Source organism: Actinomycetospora termitidis (genome assembly GCF_030286555.1).
Classification (GTDB): domain Bacteria; phylum Actinomycetota; class Actinomycetes; order Mycobacteriales; family Pseudonocardiaceae; genus Actinomycetospora; species Actinomycetospora termitidis.
In genome coordinates, this window is sequence record NZ_JASVWF010000012.1 from 1 (window position 1) to 17749 (window position 17749).

Consider the following 17749-nt stretch of genomic DNA (forward strand, 5'->3'; position numbering starts at 1 on the left):
CGACGGGCGGGGCCGGTCGGCTGCGCGGCGACCTCGGGCGGCACGAGCGCCCGACGGGCACGGAGGAACTCGCCGAGTTCGTTGCCGTGATCCATGCGATCGACGCTAGCCACGCCGTGCGCCGCCCGCGTGGGTGCGCGACACCCACCTCCGACTCCCGGCGCGCGGGTACGGTCCGCGCGACGAGAGGGGGTCGGGCGATGGAGAGGCGACGCCGCCCCACGCTGGCGGACGTCGCGCGGATGGCCGGGGTGGACGCCAGCCTGGTGTCCCGGGTGCTGCGCAACGATCCCCGCGGGTTCGCCTCCGCCGAGACGGCCGAGCGTATTCGCGCGGCCGCCGGGGAGATCGGCTACCGGGCGAATGCCGCTGCCCGCGGTCTGCGCAGCGCACGGACGATGACGCTGGGGCTGCTGCTGCCCGGCTTCTCCAGCCCCGTGTACGCCTCGATCGCGCACGGCGTCGAGGAACGCGCGGGCGAGCAGGGTTACGGGCTCGTGCTCGGCACGCACGCCGCGGGCGATCCTCACGAGACGATCACCGGCATGCTCATGCACGGGCGGGTGGACGGCCTGCTGGTGTCCTCGGGTCGGATCGAGGACCGTGCGCTGCGCCGGCTCGTCGAGCAGGCCCCGCAGTCGGTGGTGCTGGTGAACCGTCAGGTCCGCGGGGTGGCGGCCAGTGTGGTGCTTCGGGATGCCGACGCGTCGGCGGTGGCGGTGGCGCACCTGGCCGAGCTCGGCCATCGCCGGATCTGCGGCATCTTCGGGCCACGCAGCCTGGACACGATGGTCCGGCGGCGTCGGGGCTTCCTCGCGGAGGCGACGAGGCGCGGCGTCGAGGCGTCGGTGGTGGAGATGGCGGAGCGCGACCATCGGGCCGGTGCGGACGGTGTCGTACAGGCGCTGAAAGGTGGAACTCGGCCGACGGCCCTGGTGGCCGGCACATTTCCCATGGGGGTCGGGGTACTCGCCGGACTGCACGAGGCCGGGGTCGACGTGCCCGGGCGTATCTCGGTCGTCGCGCTGCACGACGACGGCCTCGCCGACTACCTCGTTCCTCGGCTCACGACGGTCGCGATGGCGGCCGAGCGGCTCGGGGCGGAGGCCGTCGACCTGGCGATCGCGTTGGTCGACGGGGCCGATCCGCGTCGGGTGGTGGTGCCCGACCCGCCTCGGCTGGTGCGGCGGGAGTCGACCGCGTCCTTGATATCAAACGATTGACCAGGTTCCCGTGCGGTTCGTAGCTTCTCGATGTCACCGACAAGGAGAGTCACCGATGACCCGCATCGTCGACATCTCGATGACGCTCGAGAACGGCGTCCCCTCGGACCCCCCGGGCTACGAGTTCGAGATCGAGTACACCAGCCATCAGGACACGGTGGCGATGCTGCAGAGTCGCTACGCCGGCCTGCGGCCCGACGAGCTGCCGAACTCCGAGGCGTTCGCGCTCGAGACCGTGCACCTGTCCACCCACAACGGCACCCACGTCGACGCACCGTGGCACTATGCGTCCCGGATGGAGGACGGCGGCCGACCGCGCACCATCGACGAGATGCCGCTCGACTGGTTCCAGCGTCCAGCGGTCAAGCTCGACTTCCGGCACGTCGAGGACGGCTACGTGGTCACGGCCGCCGATCTCGAGGCCGAGTTCAAGCGCATCGAGTACACGCTGCGACCGCTGGACATCGTCCTGGTCAACACCTCCGCCGGCGCGCGCTTCGGCAGTCCGGAGTACGCCCGCAGCGGATGCGGGATCGGGCGGGAGGCGACCCTCTGGTTGTGCGACCGGGGAGTGCGGGTCGTCGGTACGGACGCCTGGAGCTGGGACGCCCCGTTCCCGTACGTGGCGGAGCGCTACGCCCGCGACAAGGACGCCTCGATCATCTGGGAGGGGCACAAGGCCGGACGGCACACCGAGTACTGCCAGATCGAGAAGCTGCGCCATCTCGAGCAGCTGCCCGACCACGGATTCACCGTCTCCTGTTTCCCGGTCAAGATTCACGCCGCGTCCGCAGGCTGGACCCGAGCCGTCGCGATCCTGGAGGCCTGATGTCGACCGACAGCACGCACAGCCACGCCCACGCGATGTCGCACCTGGACCGGGAGCCGACGTCCTTCGACTCCTACAAGGACCGCTACAAGACGATCCTCATGGAGCGGACAGACGGCATCCTGGAGGTGACGTTCCACACCGACGGCGGTCCGTTGCAGTGGAGCCTGTTGGCGCACCACGAGTTCGAGGACGCCTTCCTCGAGATCGGTCGGGACCGCGAGAACGACGTCGTGATCCTGACGGGCACGGGCGAGGCATTCAGCGGGCCCGCGATTCGGCCTGGCGAGCACCCCAACCGCCGCACCATGACCCCCGAGGTCTACGACCCGATCCAGTGGGAGGGCAAGCACCTGCTGCCCAACCTGCTGGCCATCGAGGCGCCGGTCATCGCGGCGATCAACGGGCCGGCGGTCCGGCACGCGGAGATACCACTCGTGAGCGACATCGTGCTCGCGACCGAGGACACCTACATCCAGGACACCGCACACTTCCCCGGCGGCATGGTGCCCGGGGACGGCATGCACGTGATCATGCCGCTGCTCATGGGGCCGACGCGCGGGAGGTACTTCCTCTACACCGGCCAGCAGGTCGGTGCCGCGGAGGCGAAGGACATGGGTCTGGTGAACGAAGTGCTGCCGCGAACAGACCTGCTGCCGCGGGCCCGCGCGCTCGCTCGGCTCCTGCTGCAGCAGCCCCGGCTGGTGCGTCGCTACAGCCGGACGGTGCTGACCGAGGACCTGCGCCAGCGCCTGCACGGCCTCCTGGGCTATGGCCTCGCCCTCGAGGGCCTGGCGCGCATGAAGAGCAGCTGATGATGTCCGCGGTGAACGCAGCCGCGGCCGACCCGGCCCGGTGGCCGAAACGGAACGCCTTCGAGTTCGCGGGCGGGACGGCCGTCTTCATCGACGACGTCCGTCCGTCCGTCCTGCTGCACATGGCTGTCGTGCGCAGCAGTCGGGCCCATGCCCGGCTGCGTCGGGTGGACACCGCCCAGGCGAAGGCCGTTCCGGGAGCGGTGCGAGTCCTCGAGGGCCGCGAGGCCTCGCTGCACCTGCGGCCGCTGCCGTACCAGTTCGGCGATCCCGAGATGATCGGTGGTCGACGGATCGTGCTCGAAGCCCTCCCGGTGGACGAGGTGCGCTATGTCGGCGAGCCGATCGCGATCGTCGCGGCCGAGAGCCCGCGGGCAGCCCGGCGAGCGGCCGCAGCGGTCGTCGTGGACTACGAGGACCTGCCCGCGCTGCTCGACGCCCGAGCGTTCCTCGCCGACCCGGACCCGATCCATGTCATCGCCGAGAACGAGGTCGTGTCAGGCGCTGCCGACGAGGTCTTGCGCACGGCCGAGCACCGGTTCGGCGCGGAGTTCGCCCTGGGCCGCAGCAGCACCGCGCCCATCGAGCCCCGCGGGTACGTCGCAGCCTGGGACGGAACGCGGCTGACCGTGCACGCCACCCATCAGCAGCCTCACCAACTCCGCACCGAGCTGGCCGAGGTCCTGGACCTCCCTGCCCACGCGATCCGGGTCGTGGTGCCGAACGTCGGCGGAGCGTTCGGGCTCAAGATGACCGGGCCCGTCGAGGAGCCGTTGGTGTGCCTGCTCAGCATGCTGTGCGGGCGGCCGGTGAAGTGGATCGAGTCCCGCGCCGAGTGCTTTCTCGGCGGAGGCCGTGAACAGCTCCACCAGGTCGAGGTCGCACACGCGGCGGACGGCCGGCTCCTCGCCCTGCGGGACCAGGTCGTCATTCCGGTGGGGGCCGAGGCCGTATCGCCGGGCTGGCGGCAGGCATACGTGAGCACGGCGTCGTTCCCCACCGCCTACGTCGTCCCTCATCTCGACATCCGGTCCCGCGTCGTCGCGACCAACCTGCCGCCCTGGCACTCGTGCCGAGGATTCGGGAAGGAGGCCCCTGTGTTCGTCATGGAACGGATCCTGGACATGGTGGCCCGCCGGACCGGGCTCGATCCCGCGGAGGTCCGTCGACGCAACCTGCTGCGCCCCGAGGACCTCCCGCACCGCATGGCGTCCGGATACCGGATGGACAGCGCCGACCTCCCGACGGTGCTGAACCGGGTCCTGGAGCTCGACGGCGGTGCCGAGGCGGACGGCGTCGGGATCGCGGTCGAGGTCACCCCCGAGGGCGGCGGACACGCAGGGGGACGGTCGCGTCCCGGAGCCACCCCGACCGTCGCAGCCCCCGAAGCCGCCGCGGTTCTCCTGCGGTCCGACGGCCAGGTGGAGGTCCGCACCGGTGTCACGAACCCGGGCGGCGGCAACGACATCGCCCTCGTACGCCTGGCAGCCGGTGAGCTGGGCCTCTCTCCGGACTCGATACGCCTGGTGCAGGGCGACACCGACCTGTGTCCGCCCGGGACGGGCAATGCCAGCAGCCGGGGCGTCGCGATCGGCGGGGCCGCAGTGGTGCTGGCGGCCCGCGCGCTGGCCGACACCGTCTCCCGCCTCGGCGCGGGTCCCCTCACTGAGTCGACCATCGCCGAGCTGGTCGTCCGGTACGGGCCGCTGGAACACGTCCGCGAGTACCGCCCGGACCCACCCGAGGACCTGGAGTACCGCTACAGCTACCCGTACTTCTCCTCCGGTGCCTACGTGGCGAGGGTGGACGTCGACCGAGCCACCGGACGGGTCCGGCTGCGGTCCCTGACCGCCGTGCACGACTGCGGCCGCGTGATCGAACCGGTGCTGGTCGAGGGGCAGCTGCACGGCGCGATGGCGATGGGCGTCGGGCTGGCCCTGTCCGAGGAGAGCCGGTTCGACGCCCGAGGCGTCCTGCAGGCCTCCTCGTTCAAGGAATACCTCGCGCCCCGAGCGAACGACCTCCCCGACTTCGTGATCGGCCATCACGAGACCCGCGCGCCGCACACGCTGCTCGGCGCCAAGGGCGCGGGGGAGTCCGGACTCGGCGGCGCCCTCGCGGCGATCGCGAACGCTGTCGACGACGCGCTCGCACGCTGCGGCGGCAGGGAGGTCACCTCGATCCCGCTCGACCCACCGACGGTGCTGGCGCTCCTGCCGGAGGTGGACCAATGACCACGACATTCGCGCGGAGCCTCGACGAGGCGCTCACCGCCCTGGCCGAGAGCGCGGCCGCCGGCGCGAAGCCGGTCGTGGTGAGCGGCGGCACTCTCTGCGTCCCAGCGATGGTCAGGGGTGAACTGGACGCGGCCGACGTCGTCGACCTCGGTCGTACAGGCCTGAACACGCTCGCGGTCGGGTCCGTGATCGAGCTCGGCGCACTCGTCAGCTACCAGCAGGTGATCTCCTCTCCCAGGGTGCGTGCCGAGCTGCCGCTGCTGCACCGGATGGCCTCCGGCATCACGGGCGGGATCCAGATCCGGAACCAAGGCACCCTGGTGGGCGCGCTGTGCGCCGCCCGGCCTCAGTCCGACGCGCTCGCCGTCCTGGTCGCGCTCCAGGCCGAGGCCGTCGTCGTCTCCGCCTCGGGCACACGGACAGCGCCGGTCGCGGACCTGCTCGTCAGTCCGGGTACAACACATCTCGCGGCCGACGAGCTGGTCGCGGGCCTGCGCATACCGGCATGCCTCCACGGGACCGGATACGTGAAGCTCAAGTTCGCCGAATCGTCCTGGCCCGTCGTCACAGCGGCCGCTGTCCAGGACCGGGTCGTCCTCGGGGGAGTGGCCGGTACCCCGCAGGTCGTCCCGCTGCCCTCGAGACGCGAGGTCCGGGCGGCCGTCGTCGACCATCTCGACGCGCTGCCCACCGAACACCGGTGGGCCGACCTGCGGGCGCCATGGGCGTACCGCCGGCGCGTCGCACCGGAGATCGCGGCACGTGCGGTCGAGCTGGCGGAGGAGGCACGGTGAGGCTGCAGGTCGACGGGGCGCACGTGCAGATCGACCCCGACCCGGAGGACACCCTCGTCGACGTGCTGCGCGACGAGCTGGGGAGCACCGCGGTGCGGGTCGGGTGCCGCAACGGGGACTGCGGGACCTGCACCGCGCTCGTCGACGGGCAGTGCGTGAAGACATGCCTGGTGCTCGCGGGGCGAGCAGAAGGCGCCCGTGTCGAGACCCTGGCGAGCCTGGGGACCGAGACGAACCCGCACCCCGTGCAGGAGGCGTTCCTGGCCGAGTACGCCTTCCAGTGCGGATTCTGCCTACCCGGCATGATCCTGTCCGCCGTCACTCTCCTCGCCGACACCCCGTCGCCGTCGGACGCGGAGATTCGGAACGCCCTGAGCGGCAACCTGTGCCGCTGCACCGGCTACGTCAACGCCGTCCGCGCCGTGCGGCGCGCCGCCGCCGCCCGCTAGCTCCACCCGTTCCCCACCGTCGCGGCACGGCCGCCGGCGGGGCTCGTCGACCTGCCCGAAGGAGGGCACGTGTCCGCACCCAGCCACGACATCCCCGCCACCGCAGCGCCCCCTCGCCCCTTGCGCACCCTGCTCGGCGCAGGGGTCGGCAACGCGCTCGAGTGGTACGACTGGAGCGTCTACGCGATCTTCGCGTCGTTCTTCGCCGCGCAGTTCTTCGTCGACGACGGGACCACCGGAGCCCTGCTGTCCACCCTGGCCGTGTTCGCGGTCGGGTTCGTCATGCGGCCGATCGGCGGGTTCGTGTTCGGGTGGCTCGCTGACCGCCGCGGTCGCCGGTACTCGATGACCAGCTCGATGATGCTCATGGCGATCGGCAGCCTGGTCATCGGGCTCGCGCCGACCCACGCGCAGGTCGGGGTGTGGGCGGCGATCATCCTCCTCCTCGCCCGGCTCGCCCAGGGGCTCGCCCACGGCGGAGAGATCGCCGCGTCGTACACCTACATCGCCGAGGTGGCGCCTCGCGCCCGCCGAGGCCTCTGGTCGACCAGCCTCTACGTCTCGGTGACGGCCGGCATCGTGCTCGCCTCACTGATCGGTGCAGGCGCCAGCAGCGTGTTCGGCGCCGCAGCGTTGCACAGCTGGGCATGGCGGATTCCCTTCCTGATCGGCGCGTTGCTCGGGCTGGTCGGCCTCCACCTGCGGCGAGCACTGCCCGAGACCGACGCGTTCGCCGAGCAGGGCGATCGAGGGACCGGGTCGAGCGCGCAGAGCCACCGCACGACCCGGGATCTGCTCCGCGGCCTCGCCGAGAACAGGCGGAGCGTCGCGCGCATCGTCGGGTTCAGCCTGGCGAGCACGGTCGTGGTCTACACCTGGGCGATCGGGCTCGCCAGCTTCGCGATCTCGGTCAAGGGCGTTCCCGCCACGGGCGCGCTGTGGGCCACGGTCGGGGCCAACCTCGTCTTCATGGCCACGCTCCCGCTGTGGGGACGACTGTCCGACCGCGTCGGCCGCAAGCCGGTCTTCCTCGTCTACGGGGTGGCGTTCGTCGTGCTGTCCTACCCGCTGCTCGCCACGTTGAACGATTCCCCGTGGCGCATGTTCGCGGTCATGGTCGTCGCGCTCTTCTTCCTCGGGGCCTTCGTCGGGATCATGCCGGCCTACTTCGCCGAACTCTTTCCGACCTCAGTCCGCGCATCCGGGATCGGAGTGCCCTACTCGTTCGTCGTCGCGTTCTTCGGCGGCACGGCCCCGTACGTCCTGACCTGGCTGAGCAGCCACGACCTGGTGTGGATCTTCTCCCTGTACTCCGTCGTGCTCGCGCTGATCGGCGTGGTCACCACCCTGCTCAGCCCAGAGACCAGAGCACGGGAACTCGAGTGACTTCGGTCAGCAGGAGGGTGGGTGTGCTTCACCTACCCACGCCGCGCGAGCCGCTCCTACCGTTGTCGTCGAAGATCGAGAGGAAGAGAACGATGTCGAGCGATCGGATGAAGGCCGTACGCATCCACGGCTTCGGTGACGAGTCGGTCCTGGCGGTGGAGTCCGCACCGATCCCGGAGCTCGGTCCCGGCGACGTCCTGGTGCGGGTGCACGCAGCAGCAGTGAACCCGGTCGACTCGCTGGTCCGGCAGGGGATCTTCGCGGTCTCGCAGCGGCCGCTGCCGTGGATCCCGGGCTGGGACTTCGCTGGGACCATCGCAGCGGTCGGGACCGAAACCACCGCATGGGCGGCCGGCGACGTCGTCTACGGCCGGCCATCCCTGGCCCGGGACGGTAGCTACGCCCAGTACCTCGCGGTCGACGCAGGAGAGATCGCGGCGATCCCGCGCTCCCTGTCGCTGGAGTCCGCCGCGGCCGTACCCCTCGTGACGCTCACTGCCTGGAAGGCGTTGTTCGACCTCGGCGGACTCGAGCCGGGCGGGACGGTCCTCGTCCACGCCGGAGCGGGCGGAGTCGGCACGATGGCGGTACAGCTGGCCCACCACCGCGGAGCGAAGGTGGTGGCGACGGCGTCCGGGGACGGCATCGCGCTCGCCCGTTCGCTGGGCGCCGACGAGGTGATCGACTACCGCAGCGAGGACTTCACCGTCCGCGGCAGGTTCGCCGACGTCGTGCTCGACACCGTCGGGGGCGAGACGCTCGAGCGCTCGTACGGTGTCGTGGCTCCCAGCGGCACGCTCATCACGATCGCAGGCGCCCCCGACGAGGCGAAGGCAACCGAACTCGGGATCGAGGCCCACACCTTCGTGCTCGACTCGAACGGTCCACGGCTCGCCGAGATCGCCGGGATGATCGATGCGGGCGACCTCCGCCCCGTGGTCACCCGAGTGCTCGACCTCGACGAGGTGGCCCAGGCGCATCGGCTGATCGACTCGGGCCACACGCACGGGAAGGTCGTCCTGCGTGTCGGGTGAGCGGATCCTGGTCGCCGGGGCCGGCGCGATCGGCTCGTTCTTCGGTGCCCAGCTCGCCGCCGCCGGCCGGGACGTGACCTTCCTGGTCCGCCCCGCCAGACGAGCCGCGTTCGCCTGTGGCCTCTCCATCGCCAGCGCATCGGTACCGGTCGAGCTGGCGCAGCCACGGACGATCACCGCCACCGACCTCGGCTCGGAGCCTCCGTTCGGACTGATCCTGCTGGCGTGCAAGGCCTTCGACCTCGACGCGACGGCGTCCGACATCGAACCCGCCGTCGAGGCGGGTGCGCTCGTGCTCCCGCTGCTCAACGGTGTGCGCCAGCTCGACGTGCTCGACGAGAGGTTCGGCGCCGACGCAGTGCTCGGTGGCTCATGTTTCCTGTCGGTGCACCGGACCGACGAAGCCACCGTCCGCCACGACGGCCAGAAGGCGCGGCTGACCTTCGGCGCTCGCGGACCGGTCCGCCGGCCGGTGGAGGCGGTCGAGGCGCTCCTGACCTGCCCGGGCTTCGCGGTGCACCGCGCGCCGGACGTGGTCGCCGAGATGTGGGCGAAGTGGGTCTTCATCGCCGCGGCCGCCGGCGCCACCGGCCTGGTCGGCGGCACCGTCGGCGAACTCGTCGACGCGGACGGGGCCTGGATCGGCGCCCGGCTGCTCGCAGAGGCTGCCGCCATCGCCGCGGGTCACGGATATCCGCAGGACGAGACAGCCTTGTCCTCCTCTCGGCGCACCATCACCGAGCCGGGCTCCACCCTGGTCCCGTCCCTGCTGGCCGACGTGCGGTCCGGCAACCGGACCGAGGCCGAGCACATACTCGGCGACCTCGTCGCTCGCCGAGGAGACCCCACTCCCGGCCTGCTGGACGCGGTACTCGTGCGCCTCCGCGTGTATGACGCGACCCGGCCGAGTTCCTGAGGGTGCCGGGCCGGCGCGGGGACCGCCACTCCTCCCCGGCACGTCCTCCAGACCGCACATCGAACTCCCGCAGAGAGGTCATCTCATGACAAGCGAGGTCCGCGTGCCGAACGCGGCCGCGTCCGGCTCCTTCGAACTCGGCGGCGATCTGCCGGTGATCCGGCTCGGGTACGGGACGATGCAGCTCACCGGGTCCGGTATCTGGGGCGAGCCTGCCGACCGCGATGCGGCCGTTCGTGTCATCCGCCGCGCCGCCGAACTGGGCGTCACGTTCTTCGACACCGCAGACTCCTATGGCCCCGTCATCGCCGAGCCGCTGCTCCGCGAGGCCTTGCATCCCTACTCCGACGACATCGTCATCGCGACCAAGGCCGGGCTCACCCGCTCCGGCCCACACGACTGGCGTCCGGTCGGGCGCCCCGAGTACCTGCGCCAGCAGGCACTCCTGAGCCTCCGCCACCTGGGCGTCGACCACATCGACCTGTTCCAGCTCCACCGCGTCGATCCTCGGGTGCCCCTCGCCGAGCAGATCGGGGAGCTCAAGCTCCTGCAGGACGAGGGCGTCGTCCGGCACATCGGCATGTCCGAGGTCACCGCGGACCAGCTCGAGGAGGCCGGCAAGACCGCGCGGATCGCGGCAGTGCAGAACCTCTACAACCTGGCCGACCGCAGTGCCGAGCCCGTCCTCGACTACGCCGAGCAGAACGGGCTGGCGTTCATCCCGTGGTTCCCCCTGGCCACCGGGGCGCTCGTCAAGAGCGGTGGCCCGCTCGCCGCCATAGCCGAGCAGCACGGAGCGAGTCCGTCCCAGCTCGCGCTCGCATGGCTGCTGCGTCGTTCCCCGGCGATCCTGCCCATTCCGGGCACCTCGTCGGTCGAACACCTGGAGGACAACATTGCCGCGGCGGACGTCGATCTATCGGATGCTGACGTCGAGGCACTGACCCGGGCCGTCGCAGAATGAGCGGTCCGTCCCGCCGTTCCGGTTGTTCGCTGCAGAGGAGATGACGATGGGCAGCGTTGCGATCACCAAACGCTCGCCGAGTGCCCTGGTCGACGGGTGGATCGACGTCCACGCACACTTCAGTCCGCCGCGCACCGCCGACATGGTGGTGGCGCAGATGGAGCGATTGCAGGCGGGCTGCTGGCAGGTCGACGAGGCACCGCAGTGGGACGCCGAATCCACCTTGGCCTACATGGACCGGACCGGTATCCAGATGCAACTGCTCAGCAACATACCCCTGGAACTCGGCGCTCTACGCGACTCGAACGACTTCGGGGTCTCGCTCGTGGAGGAGCATCCGACGCGATTCGGGCTGTTGGTCGCTCTGCCCACCGACGATCCGGCGGCGTGCCTGGCCGAAGTCGACCGCGCAGACCGATGGAGGGCAGAGGGATTCGCTGTCACGTCCTTGTACAAGGGTACGTACCTCAGCGATCCCTCCCTCGAGCCCGTGTGGGCAGAGCTCAACCGCCGCAAGGCCGTCGTGTTCGCCCACCCCGATGCCTATCGAGCCACGATGGGGCGCCCCGACGCTGTCTTCGAAGTCGCGTTCCAGACTGCCCGCACCTTCGCTGACATGCTCTACAGCGGCGTGTTCCGTCGCTACCCCCACATCACCTTCATCCTCGCGCACTGCGGCGGAGCGCTGCCATCGATTGCGGGCCGCCTGCAGCTGATCGGAACCGAGCGCTGGATCCCGAACCCGAACAACGTCACCCACACGGAGATTCGAGAGCATCTGCGTCGCCTCTACCTCGACACGGCAGGGATAGCGCCGAACGGCCTGGCGAGCGGCCTGATGATGACCACGGCAGATCACATCGTGTACGGGTCGGATTGCGGTGTTCCGTGCACCACCGACGCCACCATGGACACCAACCTTCGAGGAATCTTGGCCTACGACGGCTTGTCCGAGGAGCAGATCGAATCGATTGGGACGAACGCCCTCGGTCTCTTCCCCGCGGCGGCTGCGAGGATCGTCGCGGTGGCCGAGGGGCAGCGTCCGTGAAAGATCGTGCTGATGTCGGCGGAGGGTCCGGGGCCGTGCGCTGAATGGCATCGGGCGCACGGTCGGTCGGCAGGAAAGGTGGTGCACCGGTGCCGGCCGAGCGGGTGACGAGCACACCGGCCGGGGCGCCACACCGCGAGGAGAGTGAGCGCATGAGCATCACCCGCGCCAGCGGAAGCCCATCCCCACGCGCCAGTCGCACGGACGACAGGGGAGCGCTGAGTGAGTTCCTGCGTGCTCGACGGGCGCTCGCGTCGTCGACCGCGGCAGGCTTCCCCTCCGATCGGTCCAGGCGGGTCCCCGGTCTGCGCCGGGACGAGGTCGCCCTGCTCGCCGGTGTGAGCACCGACTACTACACCCACCTCGAACAGGGGCGGGAGCGCAATCCCTCCCCCAAGGTCCTGACCGCTCTCGCCGCCGCACTGCAACTGGAGGACGAGGCTCGTACCCATCTGCTCCAGTTCGGGGTCGAGCCCCTGCCTCGAGCCCCTTTAACTGAACGGGTCGAGCCAGACCTGGTCGGATTGCTCAACCGGTTGACCGAGATTCCCGCCCTGATCATCGGGCCCAGCCAGGACGTCCTGGCCGCCAACACTCTCGCTTCCGCCCTGTACTCGGGTTTCGAGCGGTTTGACAACCTCATCAGGATGATCTTTCTGGATCCGTTCGCGAAACAGTTCTTCGACGACTGGGATTGGGCTGCTGAAGTGGCAGTGAAGAACCTACGGTCCTCGTCGGCGTCTCATCCGTACCATCCGCGGGTCACGCATCTCGTCGGCGAGACGAGCCGACGGAGCACCACCTTCTCGCGCCTCTGGTCGCGCTACGAACTGCAGCCGAGAGCGCGCGACACCAAGACGTTCCATCACCCCCAAGTCGGGGAGCTCCGGCTAAGCCACGAGTCCATGGCCATCACCAGCGCACCAGGGCAGACAATGTCGGCGTACATGGCGGAGCAGGGCAGCGACAGTGCGCTGCGACTGAGGCTGTTGGTGAAGGCGACTCCGACAAGGGTGGAACCGTGCGCACAAGCGCAGCCCGAGAACGGTGAGGCTGCGGGGTCTGAGTGATCAAGCGGCGAGCTTGCCGCCCGACCACACCGCACCTTGATATCAAGAGCTGGACGGTCCGGATCACCCTCGATACAGTCCATCTTCTTGGTCATCGAATCGTGATCCATCCGCCGCCGGTTGAAGTAGGGCGTCGCGCGGCGGGACGACACGCAGGACCGTGCTCAGCAGGAACCGTCACTGAAGATGGGTGCACCATGACGCAAGCCGGCCTCGAATTCGACAACGTCGCCGTGTCGGTCACCGATCTGGATCGCTCGCTCGAGTGGTACGAACGAGTGCTAGGCTTTCAAGTCTTCTATCGCACTTTCAGTACTGCGGTGGGCGCGGAGCTCGTCGTCATCCAACGGGGTGGTGCCCGGATCGAACTGCTCCTGAAGGACGGCGCCCGTCGGAACCCAGAAGCCGACGTGGTGCCGGGTCCTCATCTCCTCACCACCGGTGTCAAAGCGATCGTATTCCGCACCGATGATCTCGAAGGCATCACCGAGTACCTGGAATCCTGCGACGTCACTTTCGACTGGAAAGTCAGAACGCTGTCTGCCGACGGGCTGCGTTCAACCATGATTCGCGACCCCGACGGGGTTCTGATCAACGTGCTCAGCTATCCGACCGCGACGTAGACCCCGAACCCTTCTCGACGATCCAGCCACACTGCGGTGATGAGCACGGGCGGCTGCGGCCCCTCCGAAACGTCCCTCGGCGATGAAGGCGCCCTGCGAGCGTCGGCGCCGGCCGACAACCGATCACGAGCGACTCCTACTCGCGCGGGCGGCCGCCTCCTCGGGGCCGTCGACGTCCCGGCCGACGACGACGGGAGTCCCGTGCGCCGCGTCCGCAGCCACGAGCACGTGCCGCCTGATCCGGCCCCAGGACCTCTCGGCCGTCCCGTCTACCTCTGTCACCGTCGGGTGGGCAGTCTCTGCGTGATCGACTACGACGTGCGCGAGTGGACAGCCGCGGAACTCGACATGTTCCGCAGCGTCGCGCTGGCCGCGAGCAGCGAGGTCGCGCTGCGCACCGCCCTGCGGTCCTCCGAGACCGCGGCACGACTGGCCGAAGAAGCGTCCCGGCGCGCCGAGGAGCACGCGAAGGAGGCCTCCGAGCTCGCCCGCGTCCTGCAGGAAGCGCTCCTGCCCACCTCGATGCCCCAGATCCCGGGTCTGGAGCTGGCCACCCGCTACCGCGCGGGAGCCGACGGCACCAAGGTCCTCGGCGACTTCTACGACGTCTTCCCGATCCCCTCCGGCTGGGGCGTCGTCGTCGGCGACGTCTGCGGCAAGGGCATCCAGGCCGCCCGGACCACCGCCCTGGCGCGCTCGACGGTCCGCGCGGTCGGCCACACCGAGGACGACCCCGAGGTCGTGCTGACGACCCTCAACGAAGTGCTCCACGTCTGGTTCGGCGACCAACGCAGCTTCGTCACAGCCGCCTACGCCGCCCTGCACCAGCACGAGCACGGCGTGGAGGTCACGGTCGCCAGCGCCGGCCACCCAGCGGGCTTCGTCGTGTCCTGGAACGGGCGGGTGCAGCGCCTCCATGACGGCGGGCGGGTCCTCGGCATCTACGCCGAGTCCGACGTGGCCGTGGAGAACATCCCACTGGAACCCGGCGACAGCTTCGTGCTGTTCACCGACGGCATCACCGAAGCGCGACGCCCGGGGGACCCAGCACAATTCGACGAGGACGGCGTCGACCGGACGCTGCGTGCTCTCGCTCCGGGAACCTCGGCCGACGGCATTGCGACCGCCGTCAGCGACGCGGCCCTCGCCCACGCCGGCGGTGAGGTCTCCGACGACACCGCCGTCCTCGTCCTCCGCAAGCCGCCCGAACAACGCTGAACGGAGGTCAGGGCGCGAGCGCAGCCCTGCCCGGGGGTCACCCGAGGAGGAGTTGCTGCAGCTCGACATCCGCGCGGCGATGTTGACGTCGCGGCCGAAGTAGTCGCCGCCGTCGAACCTGGGTCGGCCGAGACGGACACCGCCGCGCTGCCGTAACCGGTGCCCGCCCATCTCCTCGGGGTCGAGCCCGTTGACGAGGTCGAGGACCGCGCCGAGGCCCTGGGCGTCGACGGCCACGGCCGCGAAGCTCTGCTCGAGCTGCTCTCTACGCTCGCCGGCCGCGTGAACGGGCCGGCGAGCTGACGTGACCTCGTCAGCCCGGGTGCATCATCTGGTGACCTGGGGTGGCCCGTCGAGAAGATCCAGCACGTCCCGCAGTGCCAGGTAGGCCTCTTCGCGGTCGCCGATCGCCAGGTAGGCGCACGCCGTCGTGACTGCGATCCGCGGCGGTCCGGGCTGCTCCGTCCGTCGTCCGGTGGCCCAGTCGCAGGGGAGGAGGTGGCGTGGTGTCCGACTCGCCCGCCCATCGACGCGCGTGGGGTCTCGGTCGAGGTGTGGTGGTCACGGAAGACCTCATGGTCGTCGCCGTCCCACGGTCGACGAATGGCCCGAAGACCGACACAACGGTCGGACAGCAGTACGGCTGAGGTTCCCGACCTCCCCTCTGACCACAGGCAGGGTGCACCCGGCCCACGCACGACCTCTCGCCCCTCGAGCGAGGTGTGAACCGGCCCAGCGTGTCCGGACACCTCGTCGGGGTCACTTCCCCGCAGGCGTGGCGAGGCCGGCGAGCCCTCGCGGGCCCAGTGTCCGGAGCCCGTCCGGCAGAGCGAGCAGGTGGTGGGAGAGCCCGCCAGGACGCCGCCGTCATGCGGCAGCGCAAGGTAGCCGCCGAGCTCGCCGCTCATCAGCAGCGGCAAGGCGCGGTGGTTGTCCTTCTCGACCATGCGCCGATCAACGCTGCTCGCCCTGCTCGCGTTCGCGTGGCGCGACGGGGGCGCGCACGACGGTCCGCGTGGTCACCGCACGTAGGTGTCGGTGCGTGCGAGCTTCGCGGAGAGCGGGGTCTCGGGGAACGAGCGCACGGTGCGCTTGAGCTCGGCGAACCCACGCCACCTGGCGAGGGTGACGACGGCGTCCCACAGGGGCAGCGCGTCGTCGTCGGAGGGGACGGCGTCGATGACCGGACCGAACAACGCCGGACCGCCCTGCTCGCCGCCGTGCCCGGGCGGGTCGAAGGACAGGATCGGGGTGCCGACCCCGCCCCCGCAGCGCTCGGCCGCCTCCTGGGTCTCGGCGCGCAGCGCCTCGTCGTGCGAGCTGTCGGAGGCCGCGTCGGCGAGGTCGGTGGGGAGACCGACCCGCTCCAGGGCCGGGCGGAGATCGCGGCGGCGAGCCATCTCGTGCATGACGGCGTCGAAGTCGTCGCCGGCCGGAGCCTCCTGGTCCCACACCAGCTCCCCCAGTGCGGTGTAGAGGTCCCCGACGACATCGGGTCCGTGCGCCTCGCGGGCGGCGTGCACGACGCGCAGCATCTCGAGCCCGCGCAGGTGGCCGTCGGGGTACTCGGGTGAGGCCTGCTTGCGCTCCTCGTAGCTGGTCTCCTCGTTGAGGATCGCCAGGGAGAGCGGCCGCCAGGTGATGTCGAGATCGCGGTGCGCGGAGACCTGGACCACCCAGCGCGAGGTCACCCAGCAGAACGGGCAGATCGGATCGAAGAAGAACTCCAGTCGGGTGGTCATCTCTTGCGGGTACCCCGCGGTCGCGGACGATCACCCGGGGAGGAGACCACCATGACGGCGCGTCGACTGTGGGCCCTCGACGGCGCCCGACTGACGATGGACCGGGCGGAGATGCTCGACGGCGTCGCGCCCGGCCCGGTCACGCTCGTCGTACCGAGCTTCCTGATCGAGCACGACCACGGGCTGGTCCTGTTCGACACCGGCCTCGCCCCGGAGGCGGCAGTCGATGCGCAGGCCGCCTACGGCGAGATCGGCCGCCAGATCGCGTTCGCCCCGGAGAAGCGGGTCGACCGTCAGCTCGAGTCGTTCGGGTTCGCGCCCTCGCAGGTCACCCACGTCGTGGTCTCCCACGTCCATTTCGACCACACCGGCGGCCTGCGCCTGTTCCCGCGGGCCCGGTTCCTGCTCGGCGAGGGCGACCGGGCAGCGGTGGACGACCCCGAGGGGTCGGACCTCGCCCGCGCGGAGGATCTTGCTCCCGTCCGGGAGTCCGACTGGACGTTCGTCGAGGGCGACCTGGACCTGTTCGGGGACCGGAGCGTGGTGATGCTCGCGATGCCGGGCCACACCCCCGGCAACACGAGCCTGCTCGTGCGGTTCCCCGGCCGGACGATGCTCCTCACCGGCGACACCGCCCACCTGCGCTCTGCCGTCGAGACTCCCGCCCCCATGGGCGCCGACACCGATCCGAACGCGGCGGTCGCGTCCCTGCACCGTGTCCGTGCGCTCGCCGAGGAGGAGCACGCCGAGGTCTGGGTGGCCCACGATCCCGATGACTGGACCCACTTCTGCGGGCCCGGGCGGATCGTGTGACGGCCCCCTGACCTCGTGGCACGTCAGCGATGCCGCTCGGCGGCGCGGTCCATCGCCGCCGAGCAGGCCCACGTCGTCCACGAGGCCGGCAGCGAGGTCAGCGCTTCCGGATGCGGTCGACCTCCTGATCCCGCCGTCTGGGAGGACGCTCAGCGACGGAGCACGCGGCGCAGGTGACCACCTGCGTGCAGCGCCACAGTCCACATCACCGGCTCGGCGGCGAGCCTCACCGTCCGCTTGCGCGCGCTGTCGAGCCCCGCCCCGTCGTGACCGTGTCGGAACTGCGAGATGTTGCCCGGGAAGATGCCGATGAGGAAGGCCGTCAGCAGGGCCGACATCGTGCGGCGTTCCGCCGGCAGGATGATCATGCCCAGACCGGCCGAGAGCTCGACGCCGCCGGAGACGAGCACCGTGGCGTCCGCGTCGAACGGAACCCAGTGGGGCACCTGGGCGCGGAAGCCTTCGCGGGCGAACGTCAGGTGACCGAGGCCGGCCAGCAGCATGCCGGCACCGGCGACGTAGCGAGCGACCTCCTCGCTCGTGGTGGGTGCCGGCTGCGATCGCGGACTCATCAAGCCTCCGCTCTCC

18 protein-coding genes are annotated in these 17749 nt (G+C 70.4%); 16 read left to right on the plus strand and 2 right to left on the minus strand.

Features of this window, described 5'->3' with window-relative positions; all coding sequences use genetic code 11:
• Nucleotides 1–200: 200 nt before the first annotated feature.
• The 15 genes from QRT03_RS31400 (at nt 201) to QRT03_RS31470 (ending at nt 14909) form a co-directional block, all read left to right on the plus strand.
• Nucleotides 201–1223, plus strand: a complete 1023-nt coding sequence (locus tag QRT03_RS31400) for a LacI family DNA-binding transcriptional regulator (protein ID WP_286057113.1) — start codon at nt 201–203, stop codon at nt 1221–1223.
• 55 nt (nt 1224–1278) lie between these two features.
• On the plus strand, nt 1279–2052 hold the full coding sequence (locus tag QRT03_RS31405) for a cyclase family protein (protein ID WP_286057114.1): 774 nt from the start codon (nt 1279–1281) through the stop codon (nt 2050–2052).
• A complete protein-coding gene (locus QRT03_RS31410; RefSeq protein ID WP_286057115.1) occupies nt 2052–2867 on the plus strand; it encodes an enoyl-CoA hydratase/isomerase family protein in 816 nt (271 codons plus the stop codon). Before QRT03_RS31405 ends, QRT03_RS31410 begins: the two co-directional genes overlap by 1 nt.
• Nucleotides 2868–2878: 11 nt before the next feature.
• Nucleotides 2879–5101 carry a xanthine dehydrogenase family protein molybdopterin-binding subunit gene (locus QRT03_RS31415; RefSeq protein ID WP_286057116.1) on the plus strand — a complete coding sequence of 741 codons (2223 nt, stop codon included), beginning with the start codon at nt 2879–2881 and terminating at the stop codon, nt 5099–5101.
• Nucleotides 5098–5898 carry an FAD binding domain-containing protein gene (locus QRT03_RS31420; protein WP_286057117.1) on the plus strand — a complete coding sequence of 267 codons (801 nt, stop codon included), beginning with the start codon at nt 5098–5100 and terminating at the stop codon, nt 5896–5898. The genes QRT03_RS31415 and QRT03_RS31420 overlap by 4 nt, the downstream gene beginning before the upstream one ends.
• The gene (locus tag QRT03_RS31425; RefSeq protein ID WP_286057118.1) at nt 5895–6347 is read left to right on the plus strand and encodes a (2Fe-2S)-binding protein; all 453 of its coding nucleotides are present in this window, start codon (nt 5895–5897) and stop codon (nt 6345–6347) included. The genes QRT03_RS31420 and QRT03_RS31425 overlap by 4 nt, the downstream gene beginning before the upstream one ends.
• 69 nt (nt 6348–6416) lie before the next feature.
• Entirely contained in the window at nt 6417–7733 is a 1317-nt protein-coding gene (locus QRT03_RS31430; RefSeq protein WP_286057119.1) for an MFS transporter, read from the plus strand.
• A 92-nt stretch (nt 7734–7825) separates the two neighbouring features.
• Nucleotides 7826–8767, plus strand: a complete 942-nt coding sequence (locus QRT03_RS31435; protein ID WP_286057120.1) for an NADP-dependent oxidoreductase — start codon at nt 7826–7828, stop codon at nt 8765–8767.
• Nucleotides 8757–9683, plus strand: a complete 927-nt coding sequence (locus QRT03_RS31440; protein WP_286057121.1) for a ketopantoate reductase family protein — start codon at nt 8757–8759, stop codon at nt 9681–9683. The genes QRT03_RS31435 and QRT03_RS31440 overlap by 11 nt, the downstream gene beginning before the upstream one ends.
• A 103-nt stretch (nt 9684–9786) precedes the next feature.
• Nucleotides 9787–10647: an aldo/keto reductase gene (locus QRT03_RS31445; protein ID WP_425604933.1), complete on the plus strand. Its 861-nt coding sequence runs from the start codon at nt 9787–9789 to the stop codon at nt 10645–10647.
• 46 nt (nt 10648–10693) lie between these two features.
• Entirely contained in the window at nt 10694–11695 is a 1002-nt protein-coding gene (locus QRT03_RS31450; protein WP_286057123.1) for an amidohydrolase family protein, read from the plus strand.
• 152 nt (nt 11696–11847) lie between these two features.
• Nucleotides 11848–12765 carry a helix-turn-helix domain-containing protein gene (locus QRT03_RS31455; RefSeq protein WP_286057124.1) on the plus strand — a complete coding sequence of 306 codons (918 nt, stop codon included), beginning with the start codon at nt 11848–11850 and terminating at the stop codon, nt 12763–12765.
• Between the two features lie 197 nt (nt 12766–12962).
• The gene (locus QRT03_RS31460; RefSeq protein ID WP_286057125.1) at nt 12963–13388 is read left to right on the plus strand and encodes a VOC family protein; all 426 of its coding nucleotides are present in this window, start codon (nt 12963–12965) and stop codon (nt 13386–13388) included.
• Nucleotides 13389–13691: 303 nt separating this feature from the next.
• Nucleotides 13692–14606, plus strand: a complete 915-nt coding sequence (locus tag QRT03_RS31465; protein WP_286057126.1) for a PP2C family protein-serine/threonine phosphatase — start codon at nt 13692–13694, stop codon at nt 14604–14606.
• 159 nt (nt 14607–14765) lie between these two features.
• Nucleotides 14766–14909, plus strand: coding sequence for a hypothetical protein (locus QRT03_RS31470; RefSeq protein WP_286057127.1), 144 nt, complete (start codon nt 14766–14768; stop codon nt 14907–14909).
• A 716-nt stretch (nt 14910–15625) separates the two neighbouring features.
• Here the strand turns inward: QRT03_RS31470 and QRT03_RS31475 are convergent.
• Nucleotides 15626–16348 carry a mycothiol-dependent nitroreductase Rv2466c family protein gene (locus QRT03_RS31475; protein WP_286057128.1) on the minus strand — a complete coding sequence of 241 codons (723 nt, stop codon included), beginning with the start codon at nt 16346–16348 and terminating at the stop codon, nt 15626–15628.
• Between the two features lie 51 nt (nt 16349–16399).
• Between QRT03_RS31475 and QRT03_RS31480 the strand changes: the two genes are divergently transcribed.
• Nucleotides 16400–17161 carry an N-acyl homoserine lactonase family protein gene (locus QRT03_RS31480; protein ID WP_286057129.1) on the plus strand — a complete coding sequence of 254 codons (762 nt, stop codon included), beginning with the start codon at nt 16400–16402 and terminating at the stop codon, nt 17159–17161.
• Between the two features lie 149 nt (nt 17162–17310).
• Here the strand turns inward: QRT03_RS31480 and QRT03_RS31485 are convergent, their stop codons facing one another.
• Entirely contained in the window at nt 17311–17733 is a 423-nt protein-coding gene (locus QRT03_RS31485) for a DoxX family protein (protein WP_286057130.1), read from the minus strand.
• Nucleotides 17734–17749 lie beyond the last annotated feature (16 nt).

Excerpts from the sequence above, each read along its gene's own strand:
- QRT03_RS31400 (WP_286057113.1), top strand. The coding sequence starts at position 201 with ATGGAGAGGCGACGCCGCCCCACGCTGGCGGACGTCGCGCGGATGGCC.
- QRT03_RS31405 (WP_286057114.1), top strand. The coding sequence starts at position 1,279 with ATGACCCGCATCGTCGACATCTCGATGACGCTCGAGAACGGCGTCCCC.
- QRT03_RS31410 (WP_286057115.1), top strand. The coding sequence starts at position 2,052 with ATGTCGACCGACAGCACGCACAGCCACGCCCACGCGATGTCGCACCTG.
- QRT03_RS31420 (WP_286057117.1), top strand. The coding sequence starts at position 5,098 with ATGACCACGACATTCGCGCGGAGCCTCGACGAGGCGCTCACCGCCCTG.
- QRT03_RS31435 (WP_286057120.1), top strand. The coding sequence starts at position 7,826 with ATGTCGAGCGATCGGATGAAGGCCGTACGCATCCACGGCTTCGGTGAC.
- QRT03_RS31450 (WP_286057123.1), top strand. The coding sequence starts at position 10,694 with ATGGGCAGCGTTGCGATCACCAAACGCTCGCCGAGTGCCCTGGTCGAC.
- QRT03_RS31455 (WP_286057124.1), top strand. The coding sequence starts at position 11,848 with ATGAGCATCACCCGCGCCAGCGGAAGCCCATCCCCACGCGCCAGTCGC.
- QRT03_RS31460 (WP_286057125.1), top strand. The coding sequence starts at position 12,963 with ATGACGCAAGCCGGCCTCGAATTCGACAACGTCGCCGTGTCGGTCACC.
- QRT03_RS31475 (WP_286057128.1), bottom strand. The coding sequence starts at position 16,348 with ATGACCACCCGACTGGAGTTCTTCTTCGATCCGATCTGCCCGTTCTGC.
- QRT03_RS31480 (WP_286057129.1), top strand. The coding sequence starts at position 16,400 with ATGACGGCGCGTCGACTGTGGGCCCTCGACGGCGCCCGACTGACGATG.
- QRT03_RS31485 (WP_286057130.1), bottom strand. The coding sequence starts at position 17,733 with ATGAGTCCGCGATCGCAGCCGGCACCCACCACGAGCGAGGAGGTCGCT.